We start from the raw sequence: 21,901 nt of genomic DNA, 5'->3' as shown, positions 1-21,901 counted from the left end.
CCGTGCCTTACTGCACGATCTCGAACAATCCGGCCGCACCCATGCCGCCGCCGATGCACATGGTGACCACGCCGTACTTCGCCTTGCGGCGGCGGCCCTCGATCAGCAGGTGTCCCGTCAGGCGCGAACCGGTCATGCCATAGGGGTGGCCGATGGCGATCGAACCGCCATTGACGTTGAGCTTGTCCGGATCGATGCCGAGCTTGTCGCGGCAATAGATCACCTGCACCGCATAAGCCTCGTTCAACTCCCAGAGATCGATATCGTCAATCTTCAGGCCGTGCCGCTTCAAAAGCCGCGGGATCGCCACCACCGGACCCACCCCCATCTCGTCCGGCTCGACGCCGGCGGCGACAAAGCCGCGGAAGATGCCGAGCGGCTTCAGGCCCTTCTTGGCGGCAACCGTATCGCTCATGACCACACACGCGGACGCACCGTCCGAGAGCTGGCTGGCATTGCCGGCGCTGATGGTTTTGCCCTCGAACACCGGCTTGATCTTGGCCAGTCCTTCCGCCGTGGTATCCGCGCGCGGTCCCTCGTCCTTGCTCAGCGTCACATCGTGATACGACACCTGCCTGGTGTCCTTGTCCATGACAACCATCTTGGTGGTGAAAGGCGCGATCTCGTCATTGAAGCGGCCGCCCTGGATCGCGGCGGCCGTGCGGCGCTGGCATTCCAGGCTGTAGGCGTCCTGCTGGTCGCGCGAGATCTTGTAGCGCTCGGAGACCACCTCGGCGGTCTCCAGCATCGACATGTACATGTCGGGTTTCATCGCCATCAGCTCGTCGTCGACCGCATGGAATTTGTTCATGTGGTCGTTCTGCACCAGGCTTATCGACTCGATGCCGCCGCCGATCGCGATCTCGACACCGTCGAGCATCACCGAGCGGGCCGCCACCGCAATCGCCTGCAGGCCGGACGCACATTGCCGGTCGATGGTGGTGCCGGCGACGGTTACTGGCAGCCCGGCGCGGATCGCGCCCTTGCGCGCGACGTTCATCACCATGGTGCCCTGCTGCATGGCGCAGCCCATCACCACGTCCTCGACCTCGCCGGGCGCGATGCCGGCGCGTTTCACTGCCTCGGCGATTACGTGGCCGGCCATGGTCGGCCCTTCGGTGTTGTTCAGCGCGCCGCGATAGGCCTTGCCGACGCCGGTGCGCGCCGTCGATACGATGACTGCATCAACCATGGTTCTGTCTCCGTTGTCAGGCGGCTTCGGCCGCGCGAGCGTATGTGGTGAGGTGATAGGCCGGATCGCCGAACTGGATGTTGATGGCGAGCAGGCGCTTGAAATAGTGGCCGACATTGAGCTCGTCACTCATGCCCATGCCGCCGTGCAGCTGGATCGCCTGCTCCCCGACATGGCGCGCGACCTCGCCGACCTTGACCTTGGTCGCCGCCGCCAGTTGCGCCTGCGGCACGCCGCGCGCCGCCAGTGCGGAGTTCAAGAGGTAGGTCATCGAGATGCCCTCCTCCAGCGCCACGAACATGTCGACCATCCGGTGCTGCAGCACCTGGAACGATCCCAGCGGCACGCCGAACTGTTTGCGCGTCTTGGAATACTCGACGGTGGCGTCGTTCAGCTCACGCATGGCGCCGACCGCTTCCGCACTCAACGCGGCAATCGCCCGGTCGCGGCATCGCTCGAGGACCTCGATGGCTTTGCCTTCGCCGCCGAGAACAGCGTCGGCTTCGACACGAACACCGTCCAGGCTGACCTCCGCGGCCCGCCGTCCATCCAGCGTCTTGAAGCTTTTCAGATGCAGGTTGGCGGACTGGCGGTCGACAACGAACAGGGTGACGCCATCGCGATCCGCAGGCGCACCGGAGGTGCGTGCGGACACGATGAACTTGTCGGCAAACGGAGCCGCGGTCACCACGGCCTTGCCCCCGCGCAGGACGAAGCCGCCATCCTGGCGCTCGGCCTTGGTCGCCACCACGTGCAGGTCGTAGCGCGAGCCAGCCTCGAACGTGGCCAGCGTCCAGATTGCCTCGCCCGACATAATCTCCGGAATATGCTGGCGCTGTTGCTCGGGCGAGCCGGCGTCCTCCAGCAGGCCGCCCGCGACCACCACGGTCTCGAAGAACGGCTCGACCACCAGCCGCCGGCCGAATTCCTCCATGATGATCATGGTGGCAATCGGCCCCTCGCCGAGACCGCCGACCTCTTCCGAGAACGGCGCGGAGAGCAGGCCCGCCTCGGCGAATTCGCGCCAGTGCGACCGGCTCCAGCCCTCCTCGCTGTGTGCGATGCCCTGCCGCGCCTCGAAAGCGTAATTCCCCCGCAGCATCTTCTGTACGCTCGAGCGCAGCAGTTCCTGTTCGTCGGTAAATTCGATGTCCATAAGAAATCCCTGACCGGCGTTAGAGTCCAAGAACCGCCTTGGCGATGATGTTGCGCTGGATCTCGTTCGAGCCGCCGTAGATCGAGAGTTTGCGCGTGTTGAGATATTTCTCGGTCACGGTGTGGGCGTAGTCCGGCCCGGGCACGAAGATGTTGTCGCTGGCCGGATGCTCGCGCAGCGCCATGCCGTAATGGCCGATCGCACGATGGCTGAGATCGCGCACCCGCTGCATGATCTCGGTGCCGCGGATCTTCAGCAGCGACGCCGCGGCGCCCGGGTCCTTGCCCCGCTCCATCTGCGAAATCATCCGGAACTCGGTCGCCTCCAGCGCCATCAGATCGATCTCGACGCGGGCAATGTCCCGGGCGAAGTCGGATGCGCTGGGATCATCCACACGGATCTCCGAGGCGGCGACTTTCTTGAGCTGCTTCAGATAGCGCTTGGAGCGGCCGGTCTGCGCCATGCTGGTGCGCTCGTTGCCGAGCAGGAATTTGGCGTAGGTCCAGCCCTTGCTCTCCTCGCCGATCAGGTTCTCGGCCGGCACCCGGACGTCCTCGAAGAACACGTCGTTGATTTCGTGCGAGCCGTCGATGGTGATGATCGGACGCACCGAAATCCCGGGCGTCTTCATGTCGATCAGCAGGAACGAGATGCCGCTCTGCGGCTTGGCGGCGGGATCGGTGCGCACCAGGCAGAAGATCCAGTCCGCGTGCTGGGCCAGCGTGGTCCAGGTCTTGTGGCCGTTGATCACATAGTGGTCGCCGTCGCGCACCGCCTTGCAACGAACGGAGGCTAGATCGGACCCGGATCCGGGCTCGGAATAACCCTGGCACCACCAGTCGTCACCCGACAAGATGCGCGGCAGGAATTTCTGCTTCTGGGCTGCGTTGCCGAAGGTGTAGATCACCGGCCCGACCATGGTGATGCTGAATGCCAGCGGCGGCAGCGCGCCGGCCAGCGCTGTCTCCTGCTCCCAGAGATAGCGCTGGATGATCGACCAGCCGGGCCCGCCATATTCTTTGGGCCACAGCGGCGCGATCCAGCCCTTCTTGTGCAGGATGCGGTGCCAGAGCAAGGACTGCTCCTTGGTCAGATCGGTCTCGGGATTGGCGACCCGCATCTCCTGGGGGTAATTTTCGGCGATGAAGCTGCGCACCTCGTCGCGAAACGCGGCATCCTCTTTGGAAAGGTTCAGTTCCATGATTGGCTCCAATCAATGCGAATCTGCGCTCAAGACGTCACCGAACCGCTCGAACGACGTACCGTTCCAGCGCTGCAGCTGAAGCTGTGTGATGGACTGGCTATTGGCGGCGCCGGCGTTGACCGCAATGCCGGGCAGCATCATCGATGGGCTGAATTTGGCGATCGCCCGCGCCTGCTTCACGATGTTGTCGCGCGACAGGTCCTGTCCGGCCTGCTTCAGCAGTTGCTCCAGCAGTTCGCCCTGCATCGAGCCGAAGATATAGTTCACGTCGACAAGGTCGGCGCCAGGCATGTATTTGTCCATGAAGGCGCGATAGGTTTTGACGCCCGCATCGTCCTTCCACTGCGGATCGTTCGGATCCTTGTAGAAGGCCGTCGAGATCGCGCCGACCGCCTTATCGGCCCCTGCCGGCTGGATTGCGGACGCGATCGAAGCTGCCACGGTGTTGAACAGGAACAGCGGCGTCCAGCCCAGCTCGAATTTCTTGCGGATCGTCTGGGCCGCGAACTTTGGCGTGCCCGCGAACAGGAAGGCTTCGGCGCCCGAGTTCTTCAGATTGACGACCTGGGAATCCACCGTCGGGTCGGTGACCTCGTAGGAGGCCGTCACCACCCGCTTGGCGTAATCATCCTTGAAATAGGCCTTGAACGCGTTGACGAAATCTTTTCCGAGATCGTCGTTCTGGTAGAGAATCGCGATCTTGGCCTTGGGCAGCATCTGCTCGATGTATTTCGCGAACACCTTGCCTTCGGTGTCGTAACTCGGCAGCCCGGTCGTCGTGTACGGATATTCCTTGAAGTCCGTGAACTTCGACGCACCGGTGACGATGAAGGCATCCGGGATCTTCTTGCCGTTCAAATATTTAATGGTTGCGGAATTGCCGGGCGTGCCGAGCTGGCCGAACATGAAGGCCACCTCGTCGCTCTCCACCAGGCGCCGGACGTGTTCGACCGCCTTCGGCGGACTGTAGGCGTCATCGAGTGCAAGATAGTTGATTTTGCGGCCATTGATACCGCCGCGGTCGTTGATCAGATTGACATAGGCGATCACCGCCTTGCCGGTATTGCCGAGTGGCGACGCCGGTCCGCTGAACGGATAGGTCGCCCCCACCTTCACTTCGGTTGCGGAGACGCCGGGAAGCTCATCCGCCGCGAAAGACGCGGTCAATGGCGCAAAGGCGATCAGGCCCACGGTCGCGAGCATCGCGCGCCGGTTGAACCGTGCAGAGGTCATCGTCGCCGGTCCCATCGCCACTACCACTTCTCGCCGAAGGGCCGGATTTCCTGTTCGAACACCCAGGCGCTGCGCGGCTGCTGGTACAGCTGCCAGTAACTCTCGGCGACGGAGGCCGGCGGCATCAGCCGATCCGGATCGAGATTATCGAGCGCCTCCTGCCCCTCGCGCTCCTTCAGGCGCTCACGCACCCATTCGGTGTTGACGCCGGAGTCGATGATGAGATGGGCGACATGGATGTTCTTCGGCCACAGCTCGCGTGCCGTTGCTTGCGCCACGGCGCGCAGACCGAACTTGGCGCTGGCAAATGCCGCATAGCCCGAGCCGCCGCGCAGGCTGGCTGTGGCGCCGGTGAAGAAGATGTTGCCCTGTCCGCGCGGCAGCATCAGCCGCGCCGCCTCGCGCCCGGCGAGGAAGCCGGAATAGCAGGCCATCTCCCACACCTTGCGGAACACCCGCTCGGTGGTGTCGAGGATCGGGAAATTGACATTGGCGCCGATGTTGAAGATGCAGACTTCCAGCGGCGCATGCTTGTCGGCATCGGACAGGAAGGCGGCGATCTCCGCCTCGTTCCGGGCATCGAGCGAGCGGGCGGAAATCGTGCCGCCCTCCCTGCTGATCTCCTGCACCAGCGGCGCCAGCTTGTCGCCATTGCGACGCCCGGCAAAGATCGTAAAGCCTTCGCGGGCGAATTTCTTGGCGATTTCCGAACCGATGAAGTCTCCCGCACCGATCACGGCGACTGTCGCGTTTCTTTTCTGCACGTCAGGTCTCCCGATATAACGATGGAATGAAAACTCAGGCCGCCGGGGTCTGAACCGCGGCGCTGCGCGCGGCTTCCCACAGGCGATGTTTCAGGATTTTTCCGGTCGAGCCGGCCGGAAGCACATCCAGCACGAACACCTCGCAGGGACGCTTGTAGGAGGTCAGTTGCTGGCCGGCATAAATCATCAGCTCGGCCGGCGAGATCTTGGCGCCGGGCATCAGTTGCACAAACGCCACCACCTCCTCGTTGCCGTCCACGGCGCGTCCGACCACGGCGGATTGCACCACCTGATCGTGCGAATTGAGCACCGCCTCCACTTCCGCCGGATAGACGTTGAAGCCGGAGCGGATGATCATCTCCTTGGTCCGCCCGACGATATAGAGATAGGGTCCGTCGAACCGGGCGAGATCGCCACTGTTGTACCAGCCGTCGCGGTCGATCGCCTTTGCGGTCAAATCGGGCGACGTGTAGTAGCCGAGCATGACGTTGGGGCCGCGAATGTGCAGCTCGCCGACCTCACCACTGCCCGGCACGACAATCGAACCGTCGAGCTTCACCAGCCGCGCTTCGATGCCCGGGATCAGCGGGCCGACGGTGTCGTCCTGGCGCAGATCGTGGGCGCGCACCCCCGAGATGCCGGGCGAACATTCCGTGATGCCGTAGGCATTGATCAGCGGCAGGTCGAACTCCGCCTCGACCCGTTCCTTGAGATCGAGATCGAGCGGCGCACCGGCGACGTTCATCAGCCGCAGCGATCCCCGCGGCAGCTTCGGCAGGTCTTTCGAGATCCGATAGGCCAGCAGCCGCTGATAGGTCGCGGGAACGCCGAACAGAATCGACACGCCGTCATTGGCAATGGCGTCCGCCAGCCGCGCCGGATCATATTTCGGCTCGATCTGGACGGTGGCGCCGAACATCAGTGTCGACACCAGGATAATGGAGAAGCCGACGATGTGAGACATCGGCAGCACGCCGTAGATGCGATCGGTCTGCGCGAGGTGGCGAGTGAGCCCCGAGATCTTGGCGCTGAACAGCAGATTGTCGTGGCTGAGCATCACGCCCTTCGGCGTGCCGGTGGTGCCGGACGTATAGATCAGCGCCGCAACCTGCTCCGCGCCCTCGGCATGCACGGGCTCAGCCTGGGTCTCCTCGTTCAAGGCGCCCACGCCAATTTCGCCGAACGGGCCGATGCTGCTGGTCAGCGCACCGAGACGCGCGGCATGATCGGCAGCTTCCTTTGAGATATCGACGGTAAAGAACGCCCGGCGCGCGCCGCTGTGGGTATAGATCTGATCGAGTTCGCGCGGCGACAGCCGTGGATTGACGCAGATGCCCCAGGCATCGAGCTTGCTCGACGCCAGCAGCAGCGCCGACAGCGCCACGCTGTTCTCGCTGGCGATCATCACGCGGTCGCCCGGACGGATGCCCAGCGCGGTCAAATCCTTCGCAACCTGATCGACCGCCGCCGCGAACTGGCGATACGTCCACACTCGCCCAGCTTCGACAAAAGCCGGATGATCCGGCGTTTCGCGAACGAATGGTTCGTAAACCTGGTGAACCCGCGCCGGAAGTCCTTCCAGCAGATCGGCCGCAGTCATGCTGTAGAAATCGGTCAAGACGTTTCTCCGCTGATGGTGCTGGTCGTGTTGAACACGACTTCATGTCTGCGCGAGATATAAAGTTCTTTTTTAGAACCCGTCAATTGAAATCCATTGCATGAAGCGCATGTGACGATTTTCCACGGTCGCGATGCATCGAAACACAATCATATTTTCTGTCGTTGCCGGGCTTGTCCCGGCAACCTCGCTTAGGAGCGCACTGCGTCCCTAAGCGGGATCACCGGGACGAGCCCGGTGATGACGATGGAGGGTGTGAATGCGCTCGGCTCCCACAGCGACGATGACGCGAGTTGGAGATAAACTCGGCTACAGTGGACAGCGAGATGACATCCACGTGCACGCAGCATCGCATTGCCTACGCAATACGACAGCAGTCCTGACCATTAAGTTCTGAATCGGAATTAACTATCCAGCCGCAGCAACCGAAATGCCGTCGACCGGATATCAGATCACCGCAACAGCGACTACGACGCCTGACGCTTCGGCGGCGGCGCCTCGCCGGCCACCCGCAGAGCACCGCTGCTCACGAACGCATCGATCTCACCGGACGAATAACCGAGCTCACGCAGCACGTCGCGCGAGTGCTCGCCGATCAGCGGCGCGGGCCCCTGGATGCCGGCTTCGTTGACATCGAAGCGGGCGGCCGGCCGCGGCTGTCGCACCTTGCCCACGGTGGGCTGATCGAACTCCTCGATCAGGCCGCGCGCGATCACCTGCTCGTTGTGAATGATTTCGCCACGCCGCAGGATCGGTGCGCAGGGCACATCCGACGCATCGAGACGCGCCAGCCATTCGGCGGTGGTATGTTTGGCGATGTATTCGCCCATCAGGTTGATGCGCGCCGTCGCGTTCACCGAACGCCCCGCCGGGGTCGCGAACCGCTGATCCTCGGCAAGCTTGCTGTCGCCGCTCGCCTGGCAGAAGCCGCGCCATTCGGAGTCCGAGATGGTGCCGACGGTGATGTAGCCGTCGCTGGTCTTGAACACCAGATCCGGCCGGTCGTTCGGATCCGTCGCGGTCGCCTCGGCGCCGACCACGGTGTACTGCATCATGCCTTCGGGCCAGAGGTAGGAAATCATGGTGTCCAGCATCGCCACCTGGATATGCTGGCCCTCGCCCGACTTCTCCCGCGCATACAGCGCGGCGCAAACCGCCTGCGCGGAAAAGATCGCCGTGGTCTTGTCGGCAACGATGGTGCGGATCATCTGCGGGCGATTGGTGACCGGCTGGGACTGGATGTCGGCGAAGCCCGACAGCCCCTGGATGATCGGGTCATACACCCGCTTCTTGACATAGGGGCCGCTGTCGCCGACGCCGCTGATCGAGACATAGATCAACCGCGGGTGAGACTTGCGCAGTTGCTCGAAACCGAGCCCCAGCCGCTCCATGGTGCCGGGACGGAAATTCTGCACCAGCACGTCTGCTTGCCCGATCAGCTTGGCCAGCACCTCGCACCCGATGTCGGTCTTGATGTCGATGGCGAGCGAGCGCTTGCCGCGGTTGGTGGAAATGAACAAGGCGGAGAAATTCCCCGCCTTGTCGATGGTCTGACGGCTGCGCCGGGTGATGTCGCCGCCGAGCGGCTCGATCTTGAGCACGTCGGCGCCCTGGTCGGCCAGGAACATGGTGGCCAGGGGGCCTGACACCACACCCGTCAGGTCGATGACCTTCACGCCGCTCAGTGGTCCCGCCATCGCCATTCTCCCGAAGCCGTCTTTTGTTATTGGTGGTTACGCATCCAAGTCCGATATCATGCCGCCAAGTCTAGGCAGCTTTGGCCTTCTGCGCGACGATTTCTTCTTCCACGTCGCGCAACTGGTCCTTGCCGAAAAACATCTCGTTGCCGACAAAGAAGGTCGGCGATCCGAACGCGCCGCGATCGACCGCATTCTGGGTGAGTTCCAGCAGCCGGTTCTTGACGTCGGCCTCCTGCGAGCGGGCAATCAGTTTGTCGGCGTCGAGCCCGGACGAGATCAGCGCCTCGCGCAGGATCTTGGGATCGTCCATCTTCTTGGGCTCTTCCCACATGTGGTGATAGGCGGCGCGGAAATATGGCTCGAACACACCCTCGAACTGCGCCGCGATCGCGCCGCGCATCAGCATCAGGGTGATGACGGGGAAAAATTGGTTCTGCTTGAAGGTCGTGATGTTGTGACGGCGGATGAACCGCTCGGTCTCCACCTGCATATGCTGCGGCTTGTTCTTGATGCCGCGCAGATAGTCGCCGGGCGAGCTGTTGCCGGTCAGCTTGTAGATCCCGCCAAGCAGCACCGGGACATACTCGAACTTGACCCCGGTGCGTTTTTCGATCGACGGGATCACTTTTTCCGCCAGGTAGGCGTTGGGGCTGCCGAAGTCGAACAGAAACTCCACCTTGGGTGCCACGGCAATCTCCTCCCTAAAACCTTGTTGGTGTCAGTATTCGCGCAGCTCCTGGAGCCGGCGCTGGCCGACAAGCAGGTCGGCCATCGAACGATAGCCCCTCTATACAGTTCTAAAATAGAACTGTCAAACCGATCTGGCTTTTACGGCAATCGCCGTGATTTTGAGCGTTATGAGCGGCAAATACGCAATCCCTGCTAAACTTGAATGCCGATTCGGAATGGCACTTTTCGAAATATTTGCTATTTGTAGGGTAATGAAAGCAGCGTCGGTACCGCGGGAAACACAGCTCATATCCCTGGCACCTCATGGCGGGGCTTCTGGACTAGGGTTTGGAGATCGATATGAAGTGGGATGCTCTCGAGGAAGAATCGTGTTCGATTTCGCGCACCCTCGCGGTGATCGGCGACCGCTGGAGCCTGCTGATCCTGCGCGATTGTTTCCTGCGGGTCCGACGGTTTGAGGAATTCCAGTCCAAGCTCGGCATCACCCGCCACCTGCTGGCAGACCGGCTGAAAAAGCTGGTGCGGTTTGGCGTGTTGCGGCGCGCGCCCTACCAGACCAACCCCAAGCGCCATGAATATATCCTGACCCAGAAGGGCCTCGACCTCTATCCGATCCTGATGACCATCGTGCACTGGGGCGATATCCACATGGTCGACGAGCGTGGCCGGCCGCTGGTTCATCAGCACAAGACCTGCGGCAAGTTCTTCGATCCGGTGATGGTCTGCTCGGAATGCGGCGAGCCGCTGAAGGCCAAGGAAGTGCACACCCATCCTGGCCCCGGAGCTTTGCCGGTCAAGGAAGTTGCAGCGGCGTCGGACAAGGCTCCGCGCAAGAAGGCCCTGCTCCGCGCCTCCTGAACTAATCCCGTCATCCTGAGGTGCGAGCCCTGCGGTGCACTTGCACCGCTGGGCGAGCCTCGAAGGATGCACGGCCCAATCTTCTTAAGAATTGGCCGTCGCCCTTCGAGGGCCGCGCTACGCACGGCCACCTCAGGATGACGGATTACATTGACCGAGTAAGATCTCATCCACACCGCACCACAGACATGACAAAGCCGGCGCCCCTCGAAGGACGCCGGCTTTCTCGATGATTACTGCCCTGCGTCCTCGTCCGCGGTCAGCACCTCGCCAAACCGCTCCCACGCCATCCCGGTCCAGCGCTGCAACTGCAGCTGGGTCCAGATCTTGTTGTTGGTTGCGCTGGTGTTGATCTTCACACCGGGCAGCGCCGTCGGAACCACAAAGTCTTTCAGATTCTTGGCCTGCTTCAGGATGTTCTCGCGCGACAGGTCGTCGCCGCACTGCTTGAGGATCTGCTCGAGGATCACGCCCTGCTCATAGCCGGTCTGATAATTGCCCTCCGCGATGTCGGCGCCGGGCAGATACTTGGCAAAGAACTCGCGATAGGCCTTCATGCCGGGATCGTTGTCCCAGGCCGGCTCCACCGGATCCTTGTGGAAGGTGCCGACCACGACGCCGACCGCCCTGTCGAGGCCCGCCGGTCTCAAGGTGGCGTTCACCGAGCTCGAGGGGAAGTTGACGATCAGCAGCGGTTTCCAGCCGATCTCGCCGGCCTTGCGAATGGCCTGGGCGGCGAATTTCGGAGTGCCCGCGACCAGCAGCGCCTCGGCGCCCGAACTCTTCAGATTGACCACTTGGGAATCCACCGTCGGATCGGTGATCTCGTACGCAGCGGTCACAACCTTCTTGTCGAATGCATCCTTGAAGTAGGATTTGAAGGCGCTGACGTAGTCTTTGCCGAGATCGTCATTCTGATAAAGAATCGCAATCTTGGCGTTCGGCAGCGACTTGACGATATGCTTTGCGTAGATCTTGCCTTCGGTGTCGTAGCTCGCAAGCCCCGTCGTCGTGGTCGGATACTCCTTGACGTTGGTGAACTTGCTGGAGCCGCTGATGATCGCGATGGTCGGCACCTTCTTGCCGATCAGATATTTCGCCGTCGCTGAATTGCCGGGCGTTCCGAGCTGGCTGTACATGAAGGCGACTTCGTCGCTTTCGACCAGCTTGCGGACGTGCTCCACCGCTTTCGGCGGGCTGTAGGCATCGTCCAGCGCGATATAGTTGATCTTGCGGCCATTGATGCCGCCACGATCGTTGATCGAATTGACATAGGCCAGCATGCCGCGGCCGACCAGGCCGATCGACGACGCCGGACCGCTGAACGGAAACACGCCGCCGATCTTGATCTCCGTTGCCGTGACACCGGGCATCTCCGCGGCGAATGCGTCGGAACACACTCCGAGCGTTCCCAGCAGCATCGCGGCAATCAGTCTTTTCCCTGCAAGCATTTATCCCTCCTCTGTTGGCGTTGATGCCGGATGCATCCGGCATTTTCCCATGAGCAATCGACCCCGGCCGATGCAGCGCACCGTGCCGGGAGAATCGTTCAGTCCTGACGCTGGAGACGTGTCTGCCGTGGCGTCGGTCGCACCTTTTCAGGTAACGCGACCGGCCGACCTGCTTCCGTTTCCTCAACCTGTCGCGGCCGATGAGCCGGCCGTCGTTGCCACAATAAAGGTTCTTTTTAAGAACTATGTCAAGAAGGATCGACTCCAGATTGATAACACTAGCTTTGGAACAGCTTCTGGTGACGTGAATGCAGCTGGATTGACAGGTTCTTTTATCGAACTAAATTTCGCATCTCTCGATAGCAACGATCAGGTGAACACCCTCATGGCGGAAACGAAAATCACGGCCGAACTCGCTGGACGCGTGTTCCTGATCAACGTCGGGATCGGCGACAAAGTAACAAGCGGGCAAGACGTCGCCATCGTCGAGGCCATGAAGATGGAGATTCCGGTCGCGGCCCCCGTCTCGGGAATCGTCAGGAGCATCGCGGTTGCCGTCGAAGACATGATCGAAGAAGGTCAGCTGCTGGTGACCCTCGATACCTGACGACGACACGCTTGAACTGAACAGTTTTTCGGAGGACGCGATGCGCGACACGCCGTGGCAAGACAAGGCCGATGAAATCGACCAGCGCCGCAAGCTGGCCAAACGCCAGGGCGGCGAGGAAGCCGTCCGCAAGCAGCATTCCAGGGATCGCCTGACCGTCCGGGAACGGATCGACCGGGTGCTGGACGAGGGATCGCTGCGCGAGGTCGGCCCGATTGCCGGCGCGGGCGAACGCAACGACGACGGCTCGCTGTCGTTCACCCCCGCCAATTTCGTGCTCGGGATCGGCAAGATCGCGGGACGTCACTGCGTGATCGGTGGCGAGGATTTCACCATGGGCGCGGGATCACCAAACGCCGCCGGCCTGCGCAAGAGCATTTATACCGAAGACCTGGCGCTGCAGTACCGCATCCCGTTGGTGCGACTGCATGAGGGATCCGGCGCCAGCATCACCGGCAGCGGCGGCAAGACCGCCAAGACCCTGCCCGAGCCTGTCTATGCCCGCGACCGCTTTGAAGCCATCGCCCGTTGTCTCGGAACGGTCCCGGTCGCGAGCGCCGCGCTCGGCGCCGTCGCCGGTTTTCCGGCCGGCCGCCTGGTGGCCTCGCACTACACCGTGATGACCCGCCACACCTCGCAGATCCTGACTGGCGGTCCGGCGCTGGTCGAACGCGCGCTTGGCATCAAGATGACCAAGGAGGAGCTGGGCGGCGCCCAGGTGCATGAGAAGAGCGGCCTGGTCGACGACGTGGTCGAGGATGAGAGCGCTGCCTTCGACGCCATCAAGCGTTTCCTGTCGTATCTGCCGCAGAATGTCTGGGAGCTGTCGCCGCGCAGTGCGTCGGTCGCCCCCGCGGAAGAAGCCAGCGCCGAACTCGAAAACATCGTTCCCGCCAATCGCCGGCGAATCTACGACATGCGCCGGGTCGTGGCCGCCATTGTCGATCGGGACTCGTTCTTCGAAATGGGCCGAAAATTCGGTCCGGGACAGATCACCGGCTTCGCCCGCCTCGACGGGTATCCGATCGGTGTGTTCGCCAGTGATCCCAAACACAATGCCGGCTCACTGACGGCAGCCGGCGCACAGAAGCTGCGCCGCTTTGTCGATCTCTGCCAGACATTTCATTTGCCCATCGTCACCCTGGTCGACGAACCCGGCTTCATGATCGGCCCCGAGGCCGAGCGCGACGCCACCATTCGCCATGGCGCCTCGGCGCTGATTTCGGTGGCGCTGTCGACCGTGCCCTGGGCCACCATCCTGGTGCGCAAGAGCATGGGGCTTGCCAACTACGCGCACATGCCCTCCGGCGCTTATGTGCTGGCATGGCCCTCGGCCGAGAGCGGCGCGCTGCCGGTCGAAGGCGGCGTGGCGCTGGCCTTCCGGCACGAAATCGCGGCCTCTCCCGATCCGGTCGCCCGGCGCACCGAACTGGAAGACCAGTTCGCAGCGCTGCAATCGCCGTTCCGCCAGGCGGAGACCTTTTCAGTTCATGATCTCATTCATCCGCGCGAGACCCGCGCGCGCCTGACCGACTGGATCGAACTGGTGCAGGCCCAGCTCAAGCTGCAGCTGGGGCCGCCGCAGTTCAGCTTCCGGCCCTGATCTCCCATCGGCACGAAAAAGCGGGCCACTCGGCCCGCTTTTGTCGTCCAGATCTTGTGAACGCGTCACCACTTCTCGCCAAAGGGCCTGATCTCGTGCTCGAACGTCCAGGCGTCGCGCGGCTGCTGATAGAGGCTCCAATAAGCCTCGCCGACCGCCGCCGGACGCATCAGCCGGTTGGGATCGAGGTTCTTCATGGCGTCGGCGCCTTCCCGCGTCGTGATCAGCTGCCGCACCCATTCGGTGTCGACACTGGAATCGATGATCAGGTGAGCGACATGGATGTTCTTCGGCCCGAGTTCGCGGGCCATCGCCTGCGCCACCGCACGCAGGCCGAACTTGGCGCTGGCGAAGGCGGCGAAACCTGAGCCGCCGCGCAGGCTGGCTGTGGCGCCGGTGAAAAAGATGTTGCCCTTGCCGCGGGCCAGCATGGCGCGCGCCGCCTCGCGCCCCGTCAGGAAGCCGGAATAACACGCCATCTCCCAGACCTTGCGGAACACCCGCTCCGTGGTCTCGACGACAGGGAAATTGACATTGGCGCCGATATTGAACACGCAGACTTCGAGCGGTGCATGCGCATCGGCGTCGGCAATGAGCTTGACGACCTCCTCCTCCTTGCGTGCATCGAGCGAGCGACCGAACACCGTGCCGCCGGCATCCTCGATCTCCTTGATCAGGCCGGCCAGCTTGTCGCCGTTGCGCCGTCCGACGAACACCGTGAAGCCCTCGGACGCGAATTTCTTTGCGATCTCGCCGCCGATGAAATCACCGGCCCCGACCACCACCACCGTCGCATTGCGCTTTGTTGCCACCATGACCTCCCGACATTGTATTTCAAACCATAAAGTTCTTTTTTAGGACTTTGTCAATTGCCGCCTCGTCAGCACCCTTGCCGCTACCAGCCCGTCGCAATCCGGCCGATCAACGCGGCCGCCCACAACAATAGCACACCGCCCCACCGCCGGACGACGGAGCCCATCTCGCAGCGAATAGCCAGTTTCTCCCGAATGTTATGTCCGTGTTCCTCGCCGGAAAACCCGGCGCACGAGAACCAAGAAGTCGTGATTTCGACCCGCCATTGAAATTTATGACTTCCTAACAATCGGCTTTTGCTCTATCAGTCTAAAAAAAGAACTTAATGGGAGAAGAGCGATGGCTCAGGGATCTGGAGTGGTTTTGCTTGTCGGCGCCGGTGACGCCATTGGCGCGGCGGTCGCCCGGCGGTTTGCGGCCGGTGGTTTCAAGGTTTGCATCGCACGGCGGGAAGCCGCCAAGTCACAGGCACTGATCGATGAACTGAAAGCGACCGGTGCGGACGTCAGGGCCTTCAGCGTCGATGCCCGCAATGAAGAACAGGTGAAAGCGCTGTTCGCCGAGGTCGAGGACAAGGTCGGGCCGATCGAGGTCTGCCTGTTCAACGCCGGCTCCAACGTCAACAAGCCGCTGCTGGAAACCACCGAGAAGCTGTTCTTCAAGGCCTGGGAGCTCGCCTGCTTCGCCGGCTTCCTGGTCGGCCGCGAGGCGGCCAATCACATGCTCAAGCGGGGACGCGGCACGATGCTGTTCACCGGCGCCACCGCCAGTGTACGCGGCGGCAAGGGCTTTGCTGCATTTTCCGCCGCCAAGTTCGGTCTGCGTGCGGTGGCCCAGGCCATGGCGCGCGAACTGGGACCGCAAAACATCCATGTCGTGCACCTCCTGATCGACGCCGGCGTCGACAGCGAGGAGATCCACCGCCGCTACAAGGCCATGCGCGGGATCGATGTGACTGACATTCCGCCCGACAGCCTGACCAAGACCTCATCCATCGCCGAGGCCTACTGGTTCGTGCACCACCAAAGCCGCGACGGCTGGACTCACGAGCTCGATCTGCGCCCCGGTGTGGAGACATGGTGAGATGGCTTCCGCAACCGCATCCACAACCAATACGCCGAACAAACCGCTGATCCTCTGGGGCGTCGGCACCAGCCGCACCATCCGCCCGCATTGGGCGATGCAGGAACTGGGGCTGACCTATCAGTCCCGTCCGATCCTGCCACGCACCGGCGAAACCCTGACCGCGGAATACACCGCACTCAATCCGCGCCAAAAGATCCCGCTGCTGCAGGATGACGATTTCACCATCGGTGAAAGCGCCGCCATCGTTGCCTACCTCTCGCGCACCTATTCGACGCCGGACTGTTCGCTGGTGCCGGACGAGCGCCGCCAATATGCGGCCTGGCTGGAATGGTGTTTCTTCATCGTGGCCGAACTCGACTCGACCAGCCTCTATGTGATGCGCCGGCACACCGACCTCAAGCACATCTATGGCGACGCGCCCGAGGTCGTGGCCGAAGCCGCAAAATACTTTCGCGGCCAGTTGCGCCATGTCGAAACCGCGCTGACCGACGGGCGCAAGTATCTGATGGGCGAGCAATTCACCAGCGCCGACATCCTGCTCACCACCTGCCTGGTCTGGGCGATCGATTATGGCGTCGGCATCTGCGACAACGCCTACCCTTATCTGGAGCGCACCACTGCGCGCGCCGGCTATCAGCGCGGCAAGACCGCCAACACTCCGCCGCCCGGCAGTCCACCGGTGCGGCCGCCGCGCCCTGCCCCCGCCACTTGACCAGAGCCGGAGCTTATCTGTGACCCAGCCCATTCTTTCGGTCCGCGACGTCTGCGTCCGGTTCGGCGGCATTGTCGCGCTGGACGGCGTCGGCTTCGAGATGGATCCCTGTACCATTCTCGGCCTGATCGGCCCCAATGGCGCCGGCAAGACCACGTTGTTCAATTGCCTGAGCCGGCTCTACACGCCGAACTCCGGCGATGTGGTGTTTGAAGACCGCTCCATTCTCGATCGCCCGGCGCATCGCATGGTCGAGATCGGCATTGGCCGCACCTTCCAGAACCTGGCGCTGTTCCAGAACCTCTCGGTGCGCGACAATGTCAGGATCGGCACCCATGCACGGGTCAAAGGCAACTACGCCAGCGACGCGCTGTACCTGCCCTGGACACGCCGCGGCGAAAAATTCACGAACCGTGTCGCCCAGGAATTGATCGATTATCTCGACCTCGGCCCGGTGGCGGAGCGCAAGGTGGTGGATCTGCCGTTCGGCACGCAGAAGCGCGTCGAGCTGGCGCGGGCGCTGGCCACCAATCCCAAACTCCTGCTGCTGGACGAGCCGGCCTGCGGCCTCAATCACGAAGAGGTCGACGAGCTCACCAAGCTAATTCGCCGCATTCGCACTGAGCGCGGCATTTCCATCCTGCTGGTGGAGCATCACATGGCGCTGGTGATGTCGATCTCCGACAAGATCGTGGCCCTGAATTTCGGCCGCAAGATCGGCGAAGGCACCCCGGCGCAGATCCAGGCCCATCCGGATGTGATCGCGGCCTATCTCGGCGCGGAGGCGGCATGAGCGCGCTGCTGACCGTCGAGAACCTGCACGCTTATTACGGCAAGACCGCCGCCCTGCATGGCCTCGATTTCTCCATCGCGGAGGGACGCGTCACGGCGCTGCTGGGCGCCAACGGCGCCGGCAAGAGCACCACGCTGCGCGCCATCTCCGGCATGGTCCGCCGCTCCGGCGATATCCGCCTGCGCGACCGCTCGATCATCCAGTCGCAGACCGAGGACATCGTCCGGCTTGGCGTGGCGCATGTGCCCGACGGCCGCGGCACCTTCACGAAGCAGACCGTCGAGAACAATCTCCAGCTCGGCGCCATGACGCGGCACGACAAGGCTGGCATCGCCGCCGACATGGAGATGGTCTATGGCTATTTCCCGATCCTGAAAAAGCGGCGCACCCAGCAGGCCGGACTTTTGTCCGGCGGCGAGCAGCAGATGCTGGCGGTCGGCCGTGCGCTGATGCTGCGGCCCAAACTGCTGCTGCTCGACGAGCCCTCCTTCGGCCTCGCCCCGCTGATCGTGCGCGAGATCTTCGACATCTTCCGCAAACTGAATCGCAATGAGAAGGTCAGCATCCTCCTCGTCGAGCAGAATGCCTCGATCGCGCTCGAACTCGCCGACCACGCCTATCTGATCGAAACCGGACGCATCGTATTTTCCGGCGCGTCATCGGACATCCGCGCCAACGAACAGTTGCGCCGGTCATATCTCGGTTATTGAGGAGACTGCCATGGAGCTGTTCGCACAGCAGTTGACGGCCGGGATCGCGACCGGCGCCATCTATGCCTGCGTCGCACTGGCGCTGGTGATGATCTACCAGGCGATCGGCCACATCAATTTCGCCCAGGGCGAAATGGCGATGTTCTCCACGTTTCTCGCCTGGCAATTCATGCAGTGGGGCGCGCCCTATTGGGTCGCGTTGTCAGCCGCCGTCGTGGTCTCGTTCGCCGGTGGCGTGCTGATCGATCGCACCATCTTCAAGCCGGTCCGCAACGCCCAGATGCTGACCCAGATCGTGATGTTCGTCGGCCTTCTGGCCATGCTGAACAGCCTCGCCGGCTTCATCTGGGATTTCACCAGCAAGCCGTTTCCCACGCCGTTTGGGGCCGATCCGCTGTTCAGCAGCGGGCTGATCAGCACCCATCAACTGGCGATGATCCTGATCACCTTCGGCCTGTTGCTGCTGCTGTTTGGCTTCTTTCGCTACACCCGGGTGGGACTTGCGATGCAGTCGGCAGCCGAGAACCCAGCCTCCGCCAGGCTGGTCGGCATCCGGGTCGAATGGATGATTGCGCTGGGCTGGGGCATGGCCGCCGCCATCGGCGCCATCGCGGGCGTGCTGATCGCGCCCATCGTGTTTCTTGAACCCAACATGATGCTCGGCATCCTGCTGTATGGCTTCGCCGCCGCCGTGCTGGGTGGCTTGTCGAGCCCACCCGGCGCAGTGCTCGGCGGCTTCGCCGTCGGCATCATCGAAAACCTGTCGGGCACCTACATTCCGGTGGTGGGCGGCGAACTGAAGCTCACCATCGCACTCGCCATCATCATTGTCGTCCTGGTCATCAAGCCGAGCGGCCTGCTCGGCAGCCGCCACGTGCAGAGGGTCTGATCCATGCCGCCAGCCAGCTCCATGCAACACGCCAGTGAAACGCCGATCGAGCTCGCAGCCGTGCTCGGCGGCACACAATCGACCCAGCGCAGCGTCGACCTCAAGCTGCTCACCGGCGTTGCCGTCCTGATCGTCGCTGTGGTGCTGCCGTTTGTGCTGCACACCTTCTTCATCTTCCAGATGACCATGGTGCTGATCTACGCCATCGCGATCATCGGTCTCAATCTGCTGACCGGCTTCAACGGCCAGTTCTCGCTCGGGCACGCGGCGTTCTATGCCATCGGTGCCTACACCGCCGCCATCATGATGGACAAGGGCGACATCAGTTATGTCTGGACCCTGCCGGTTTCTGCAGCGATCTGTTTCGTGTTCGGCTTCCTGTTCGGCCTGCCGGCCCTGCGGCTGGAAGGGATCTATCTGGCGCTCGCCACCTTCGCACTGTCGATCGCAACCCCGCAGATCCTCAAATTCTCGCTGTTCGAGCACTGGACCGGTGGCGTGCAAGGCCTGGTCATCACCAAGCCGGATCCGCCGGCCGGACTACCGCTGACCCAGGACCAGTGGCTTTATTTCTTCACTCTCATCGTCACGTTCCTGCTGTTCGCGGTCGCCCAGAACTTGATCCGCACCCGCACCGGACGCGCCATGATGGCGATCCGTGACAACCCCCTCGCCGCGCGCTCGATGGGCATCAACACGCCACTGTACAAGGCGCTCACATTTGGCGTCAGCGCGCTCTACACTGGCGTCGCCGGCGCGCTCGGCGCCATCGTGCTGCAGTTCGTGGCGCCGGACAGTTTCACCATCAGCCTGTCGGTAGCGCTGGTGGTCGGACTGGTGGTCGGCGGCGTCGGCTGGCTGCCCGGCGCGTTCTTCGGCGCGGCATTCATTCTGTTTGTGCCGAATGTCGCCGAGCACTTTTCCAAGGGCCTGTCGGGGGCGACCTACGGCCTGATGCTGGTGGTGCTGATGCTGGTGATGCCCGGCGGCTGCGCAGGTCTGCTGCGCCTGCTGCGGACCCTACGCAATGCCGCAAGCTCGGCAAACAACGGCTGATCTCCGATCGCCGTCGTTTGTTATGCAGGTGTGGCGGCCTGCTCGCGTTGCTTCCGCGCCTCATACGCCTTGAGATGAACATAGGCGATGCGCAACAGCGAGATCTTGTCGCTGGCCTCGCCGCCCCGCCGCAGCAGGTCGCCGATAATATGATCCGCCTCGATCCGCGACCCGCGCTCGATATCGCGCAGCATCGAGGCCATCATCGGCGATCCCGGAGCGACGAACATGCCCCGGAAGCGCTCCATCGGCGCCGGGCGCGGCGCGTGACCGTGTTTCGTCGCCACGCCGGCGCATTCATCCAGCAGCCCGATCACCAGGTCGGCACCACCGGCCGCAACGATATCGCCGGTCGCCGCGCGCATCAGGCAGGTCATGCCGGCCGCGGTGGCGATGAACACCCACTTCTCCCACATGTCCTGCAGGATGGCGTCGCTGACCTGGACCGTGAACTTCGCGCCAGACAGCGTATCGGCCACTGCCTTGGCTCGCGCCGATGAACCGCCGCCCTGCTCGCCAAATGTGATGCTGTGCAGGTCGTTCAGGTGCAGCACGTGCCCCTTGTCGCTCAGCGTCGCTGAAATCACGCACTGGCCGCCCAGCACATGGTCCTTGCCGAAGCGCGCATTGAGCGCGTCGATATGGCCCATGCCGTTGAGCAGCGGCAGGATCAGCGTTTGCGGCCCCACCGCGGGCGCGAAGGAGTCCATCGCGCTGTCGAGATCATAGGCCTTGCAGCTCAGCAGGATCAGGTCGAACGGCGCCTTCAGTTGATCCGCGGTGACGAGTTGCGGCTTGGCGATGGTGATGTCTCCCGCCGGGCTTTTCAGCACCAGCCCATCGCCGAGTTCGGAGGCGCGCCGCGGGCGAACCAGGAACGTGACGTCACGTCCCGCCTCGATCAGCCGCGCCCCGAAATAGCCGCCCAGGGCACCGGCACCGATCACCAACACGCGCATGTTTCGTCTCCTCATAGAAGTTTTGCCGATGATCGAATTTGCGATTGCGAATGGCAAGTTGCTTTATCCGGGGATCGGCTGCCCCTCAAAAAATGCGGGTCTCGCACCGGACGCGGCGCCACGCTTGACAAGTTCTATTACAGAACTGAAAAGACAATCCAATCGAACAATCGAGGGAGAACGACCATGCCCACTTACACCTGCACCGTGCCGGCCGGTCGTCTCTCCGCCGAACAGAAGGGCGCGGTCGCTCGCGATATCACGCGGGTGCATAACGAGGTCACCGGTGCTGCGACCTTCTTCGCCCAGGTCATCTTCAATGACGTGCCAGCCGGTAATTACTTCATCGGCGGAAAGCCGTTGAACGACGACCAGATCTTCATCAACGGCCAGATTCGCGCCGGACGCAGCGCGGTCGATCGCGGCCGTCTGCTGCGCGAACTGCATCGCGTGGTCGCTGCTGCTGCAGGCGCGCAACCCAACAGTGTCTGGGTCTATCTGACGGATCTGCCGGCGCGCGACATGATCGAATACGGCCACGTCCTGCCGGAGCCGGGGCACGAAGCGGACTGGCTGGCGGGCCTGCCGTCCGCCGATCGGGAACGCATGCAGAAGATCTGAGGCCCCACGGCGCGCGGGACCACAGCCCGGGAACACAGTTGCGACGTGATGGTTGTGGACGCGGCCGCCAAGAATCAGCATAGCTGCGGCACCGCTGGCTGCAGGATGATTCCGATGAACACCGCAACCTTCTCTACGCTGTCGTCGGCGCACTGGTCATGGTGGTTGCGGTCCTCGGCTACAATC

The 21,901-nt window shown here is 62.8% G+C and carries 21 protein-coding genes; 10 read left to right on the top strand and 11 right to left on the bottom strand.

Features of this window, described 5'->3' with window-relative positions; translation table 11 throughout:
* Positions 1–7 precede the first annotated feature (7 nt).
* From RS897_RS30470 to RS897_RS30435, 8 genes are all read right to left on the bottom strand, one after another.
* The gene (locus RS897_RS30470) at positions 8–1,192 is read right to left on the bottom strand and encodes an acetyl-CoA C-acyltransferase (protein ID WP_315832400.1); all 1,185 of its coding nucleotides are present in this window, start codon (positions 1,190–1,192) and stop codon (positions 8–10) included.
* 16 nt (positions 1,193–1,208) lie between these two features.
* Positions 1,209–2,348: an acyl-CoA dehydrogenase family protein gene (locus tag RS897_RS30465; RefSeq protein WP_315832399.1), complete on the bottom strand. Its 1,140-nt coding sequence runs from the start codon at positions 2,346–2,348 to the stop codon at positions 1,209–1,211.
* Between the two features lie 19 nt (positions 2,349–2,367).
* Positions 2,368–3,549 carry an acyl-CoA dehydrogenase family protein gene (locus RS897_RS30460; protein ID WP_315832398.1) on the bottom strand — a complete coding sequence of 394 codons (1,182 nt, stop codon included), beginning with the start codon at positions 3,547–3,549 and terminating at the stop codon, positions 2,368–2,370.
* A 12-nt stretch (positions 3,550–3,561) separates the two neighbouring features.
* A complete protein-coding gene (locus RS897_RS30455) occupies positions 3,562–4,785 on the bottom strand; it encodes an ABC transporter substrate-binding protein (RefSeq protein WP_315832397.1) in 1,224 nt (407 codons plus the stop codon).
* 20 nt (positions 4,786–4,805) lie between these two features.
* Positions 4,806–5,549 (bottom strand): SDR family NAD(P)-dependent oxidoreductase, encoded by a 744-nt coding sequence (locus RS897_RS30450; RefSeq protein ID WP_315832396.1) that lies wholly within the window; start codon positions 5,547–5,549, stop codon positions 4,806–4,808.
* Positions 5,550–5,583: 34 nt separating this feature from the next.
* A complete protein-coding gene (locus tag RS897_RS30445) occupies positions 5,584–7,167 on the bottom strand; it encodes a class I adenylate-forming enzyme family protein (RefSeq protein ID WP_315832395.1) in 1,584 nt (527 codons plus the stop codon).
* A 467-nt stretch (positions 7,168–7,634) separates the two neighbouring features.
* Positions 7,635–8,864 (bottom strand): CaiB/BaiF CoA transferase family protein, encoded by a 1,230-nt coding sequence (locus RS897_RS30440; protein WP_315832394.1) that lies wholly within the window; start codon positions 8,862–8,864, stop codon positions 7,635–7,637.
* Positions 8,865–8,934: 70 nt separating this feature from the next.
* On the bottom strand, positions 8,935–9,555 hold the full coding sequence (locus RS897_RS30435) for a 2-hydroxychromene-2-carboxylate isomerase (protein WP_315832393.1): 621 nt from the start codon (positions 9,553–9,555) through the stop codon (positions 8,935–8,937).
* 341 nt (positions 9,556–9,896) lie between these two features.
* Here RS897_RS30435 and RS897_RS30430 point away from each other — a divergent pair, with 341 nt between their 5' ends.
* The gene (locus RS897_RS30430) at positions 9,897–10,415 is read left to right on the top strand and encodes a winged helix-turn-helix transcriptional regulator (protein ID WP_315832392.1); all 519 of its coding nucleotides are present in this window, start codon (positions 9,897–9,899) and stop codon (positions 10,413–10,415) included.
* 233 nt (positions 10,416–10,648) lie between these two features.
* Here RS897_RS30430 and RS897_RS30425 read toward each other — a convergent pair whose 3' ends face one another.
* Entirely contained in the window at positions 10,649–11,866 is a 1,218-nt protein-coding gene (locus RS897_RS30425) for an ABC transporter substrate-binding protein (protein WP_315832391.1), read from the bottom strand.
* A gap of 70 nt (positions 11,867–11,936) precedes the next feature.
* Here RS897_RS30425 and RS897_RS30420 point away from each other — a divergent pair, with 70 nt between their 5' ends.
* The gene (locus RS897_RS30420; protein ID WP_315832390.1) at positions 11,937–12,473 is read left to right on the top strand and encodes an acyl-CoA carboxylase biotin carboxyl carrier protein subunit; all 537 of its coding nucleotides are present in this window, start codon (positions 11,937–11,939) and stop codon (positions 12,471–12,473) included.
* Positions 12,474–12,513: 40 nt separating this feature from the next.
* Entirely contained in the window at positions 12,514–14,076 is a 1,563-nt protein-coding gene (locus RS897_RS30415) for an acyl-CoA carboxylase subunit beta (RefSeq protein ID WP_315832389.1), read from the top strand.
* Between the two features lie 65 nt (positions 14,077–14,141).
* Here RS897_RS30415 and RS897_RS30410 read toward each other — a convergent pair whose 3' ends face one another.
* Positions 14,142–14,891: an SDR family NAD(P)-dependent oxidoreductase gene (locus RS897_RS30410; RefSeq protein ID WP_315832388.1), complete on the bottom strand. Its 750-nt coding sequence runs from the start codon at positions 14,889–14,891 to the stop codon at positions 14,142–14,144.
* Positions 14,892–15,228: 337 nt separating this feature from the next.
* On the opposite strand from RS897_RS30410, the gene RS897_RS30405 reads away from it, so the two are divergent.
* The 6 genes from RS897_RS30405 to RS897_RS30380 are packed head-to-tail and all read left to right on the top strand — an operon-like array spanning position 15,229 to position 20,135.
* Entirely contained in the window at positions 15,229–15,972 is a 744-nt protein-coding gene (locus RS897_RS30405) for an SDR family NAD(P)-dependent oxidoreductase (RefSeq protein WP_315832387.1), read from the top strand.
* Position 15,973: 1 nt separating this feature from the next.
* Complete coding sequence (locus RS897_RS30400; RefSeq protein ID WP_315832386.1) at positions 15,974–16,687, top strand: glutathione S-transferase family protein; 714 nt, start codon at positions 15,974–15,976, stop codon at positions 16,685–16,687.
* On the top strand, positions 16,671–17,480 hold the full coding sequence (locus RS897_RS30395; protein WP_407654577.1) for an ABC transporter ATP-binding protein: 810 nt from the start codon (positions 16,671–16,673) through the stop codon (positions 17,478–17,480). Before RS897_RS30400 ends, RS897_RS30395 begins: the two co-directional genes overlap by 17 nt.
* Positions 17,477–18,190: an ABC transporter ATP-binding protein gene (locus tag RS897_RS30390; RefSeq protein WP_315832384.1), complete on the top strand. Its 714-nt coding sequence runs from the start codon at positions 17,477–17,479 to the stop codon at positions 18,188–18,190. The genes RS897_RS30395 and RS897_RS30390 overlap by 4 nt, the downstream gene beginning before the upstream one ends.
* Positions 18,191–18,200: 10 nt before the next feature.
* The gene (locus tag RS897_RS30385; protein WP_315832383.1) at positions 18,201–19,079 is read left to right on the top strand and encodes a branched-chain amino acid ABC transporter permease; all 879 of its coding nucleotides are present in this window, start codon (positions 18,201–18,203) and stop codon (positions 19,077–19,079) included.
* Positions 19,080–19,082: 3 nt separating this feature from the next.
* Positions 19,083–20,135, top strand: a complete 1,053-nt coding sequence (locus RS897_RS30380) for a branched-chain amino acid ABC transporter permease (protein WP_315832382.1) — start codon at positions 19,083–19,085, stop codon at positions 20,133–20,135.
* A gap of 20 nt (positions 20,136–20,155) precedes the next feature.
* On the opposite strand, the gene panE is transcribed toward RS897_RS30380, so the two are convergent.
* The gene (panE, locus tag RS897_RS30375; protein ID WP_315832381.1) at positions 20,156–21,094 is read right to left on the bottom strand and encodes a 2-dehydropantoate 2-reductase; all 939 of its coding nucleotides are present in this window, start codon (positions 21,092–21,094) and stop codon (positions 20,156–20,158) included.
* A 186-nt stretch (positions 21,095–21,280) separates the two neighbouring features.
* On the opposite strand from panE, the gene RS897_RS30370 reads away from it, so the two are divergent.
* The gene (locus RS897_RS30370; protein ID WP_315832380.1) at positions 21,281–21,715 is read left to right on the top strand and encodes a tautomerase family protein; all 435 of its coding nucleotides are present in this window, start codon (positions 21,281–21,283) and stop codon (positions 21,713–21,715) included.
* Positions 21,716–21,901 lie beyond the last annotated feature (186 nt).

Origin of the sequence: Bradyrhizobium prioriisuperbiae, from assembly GCF_032397745.1 — a bacterium.
Taxonomy (GTDB): domain Bacteria; phylum Pseudomonadota; class Alphaproteobacteria; order Rhizobiales; family Xanthobacteraceae; genus Bradyrhizobium_A; species Bradyrhizobium_A prioriisuperbiae.
The sequence above is the reverse complement of the archived record's forward strand: the minus strand, read 5'-3'. Positions and strand labels throughout refer to the sequence as shown.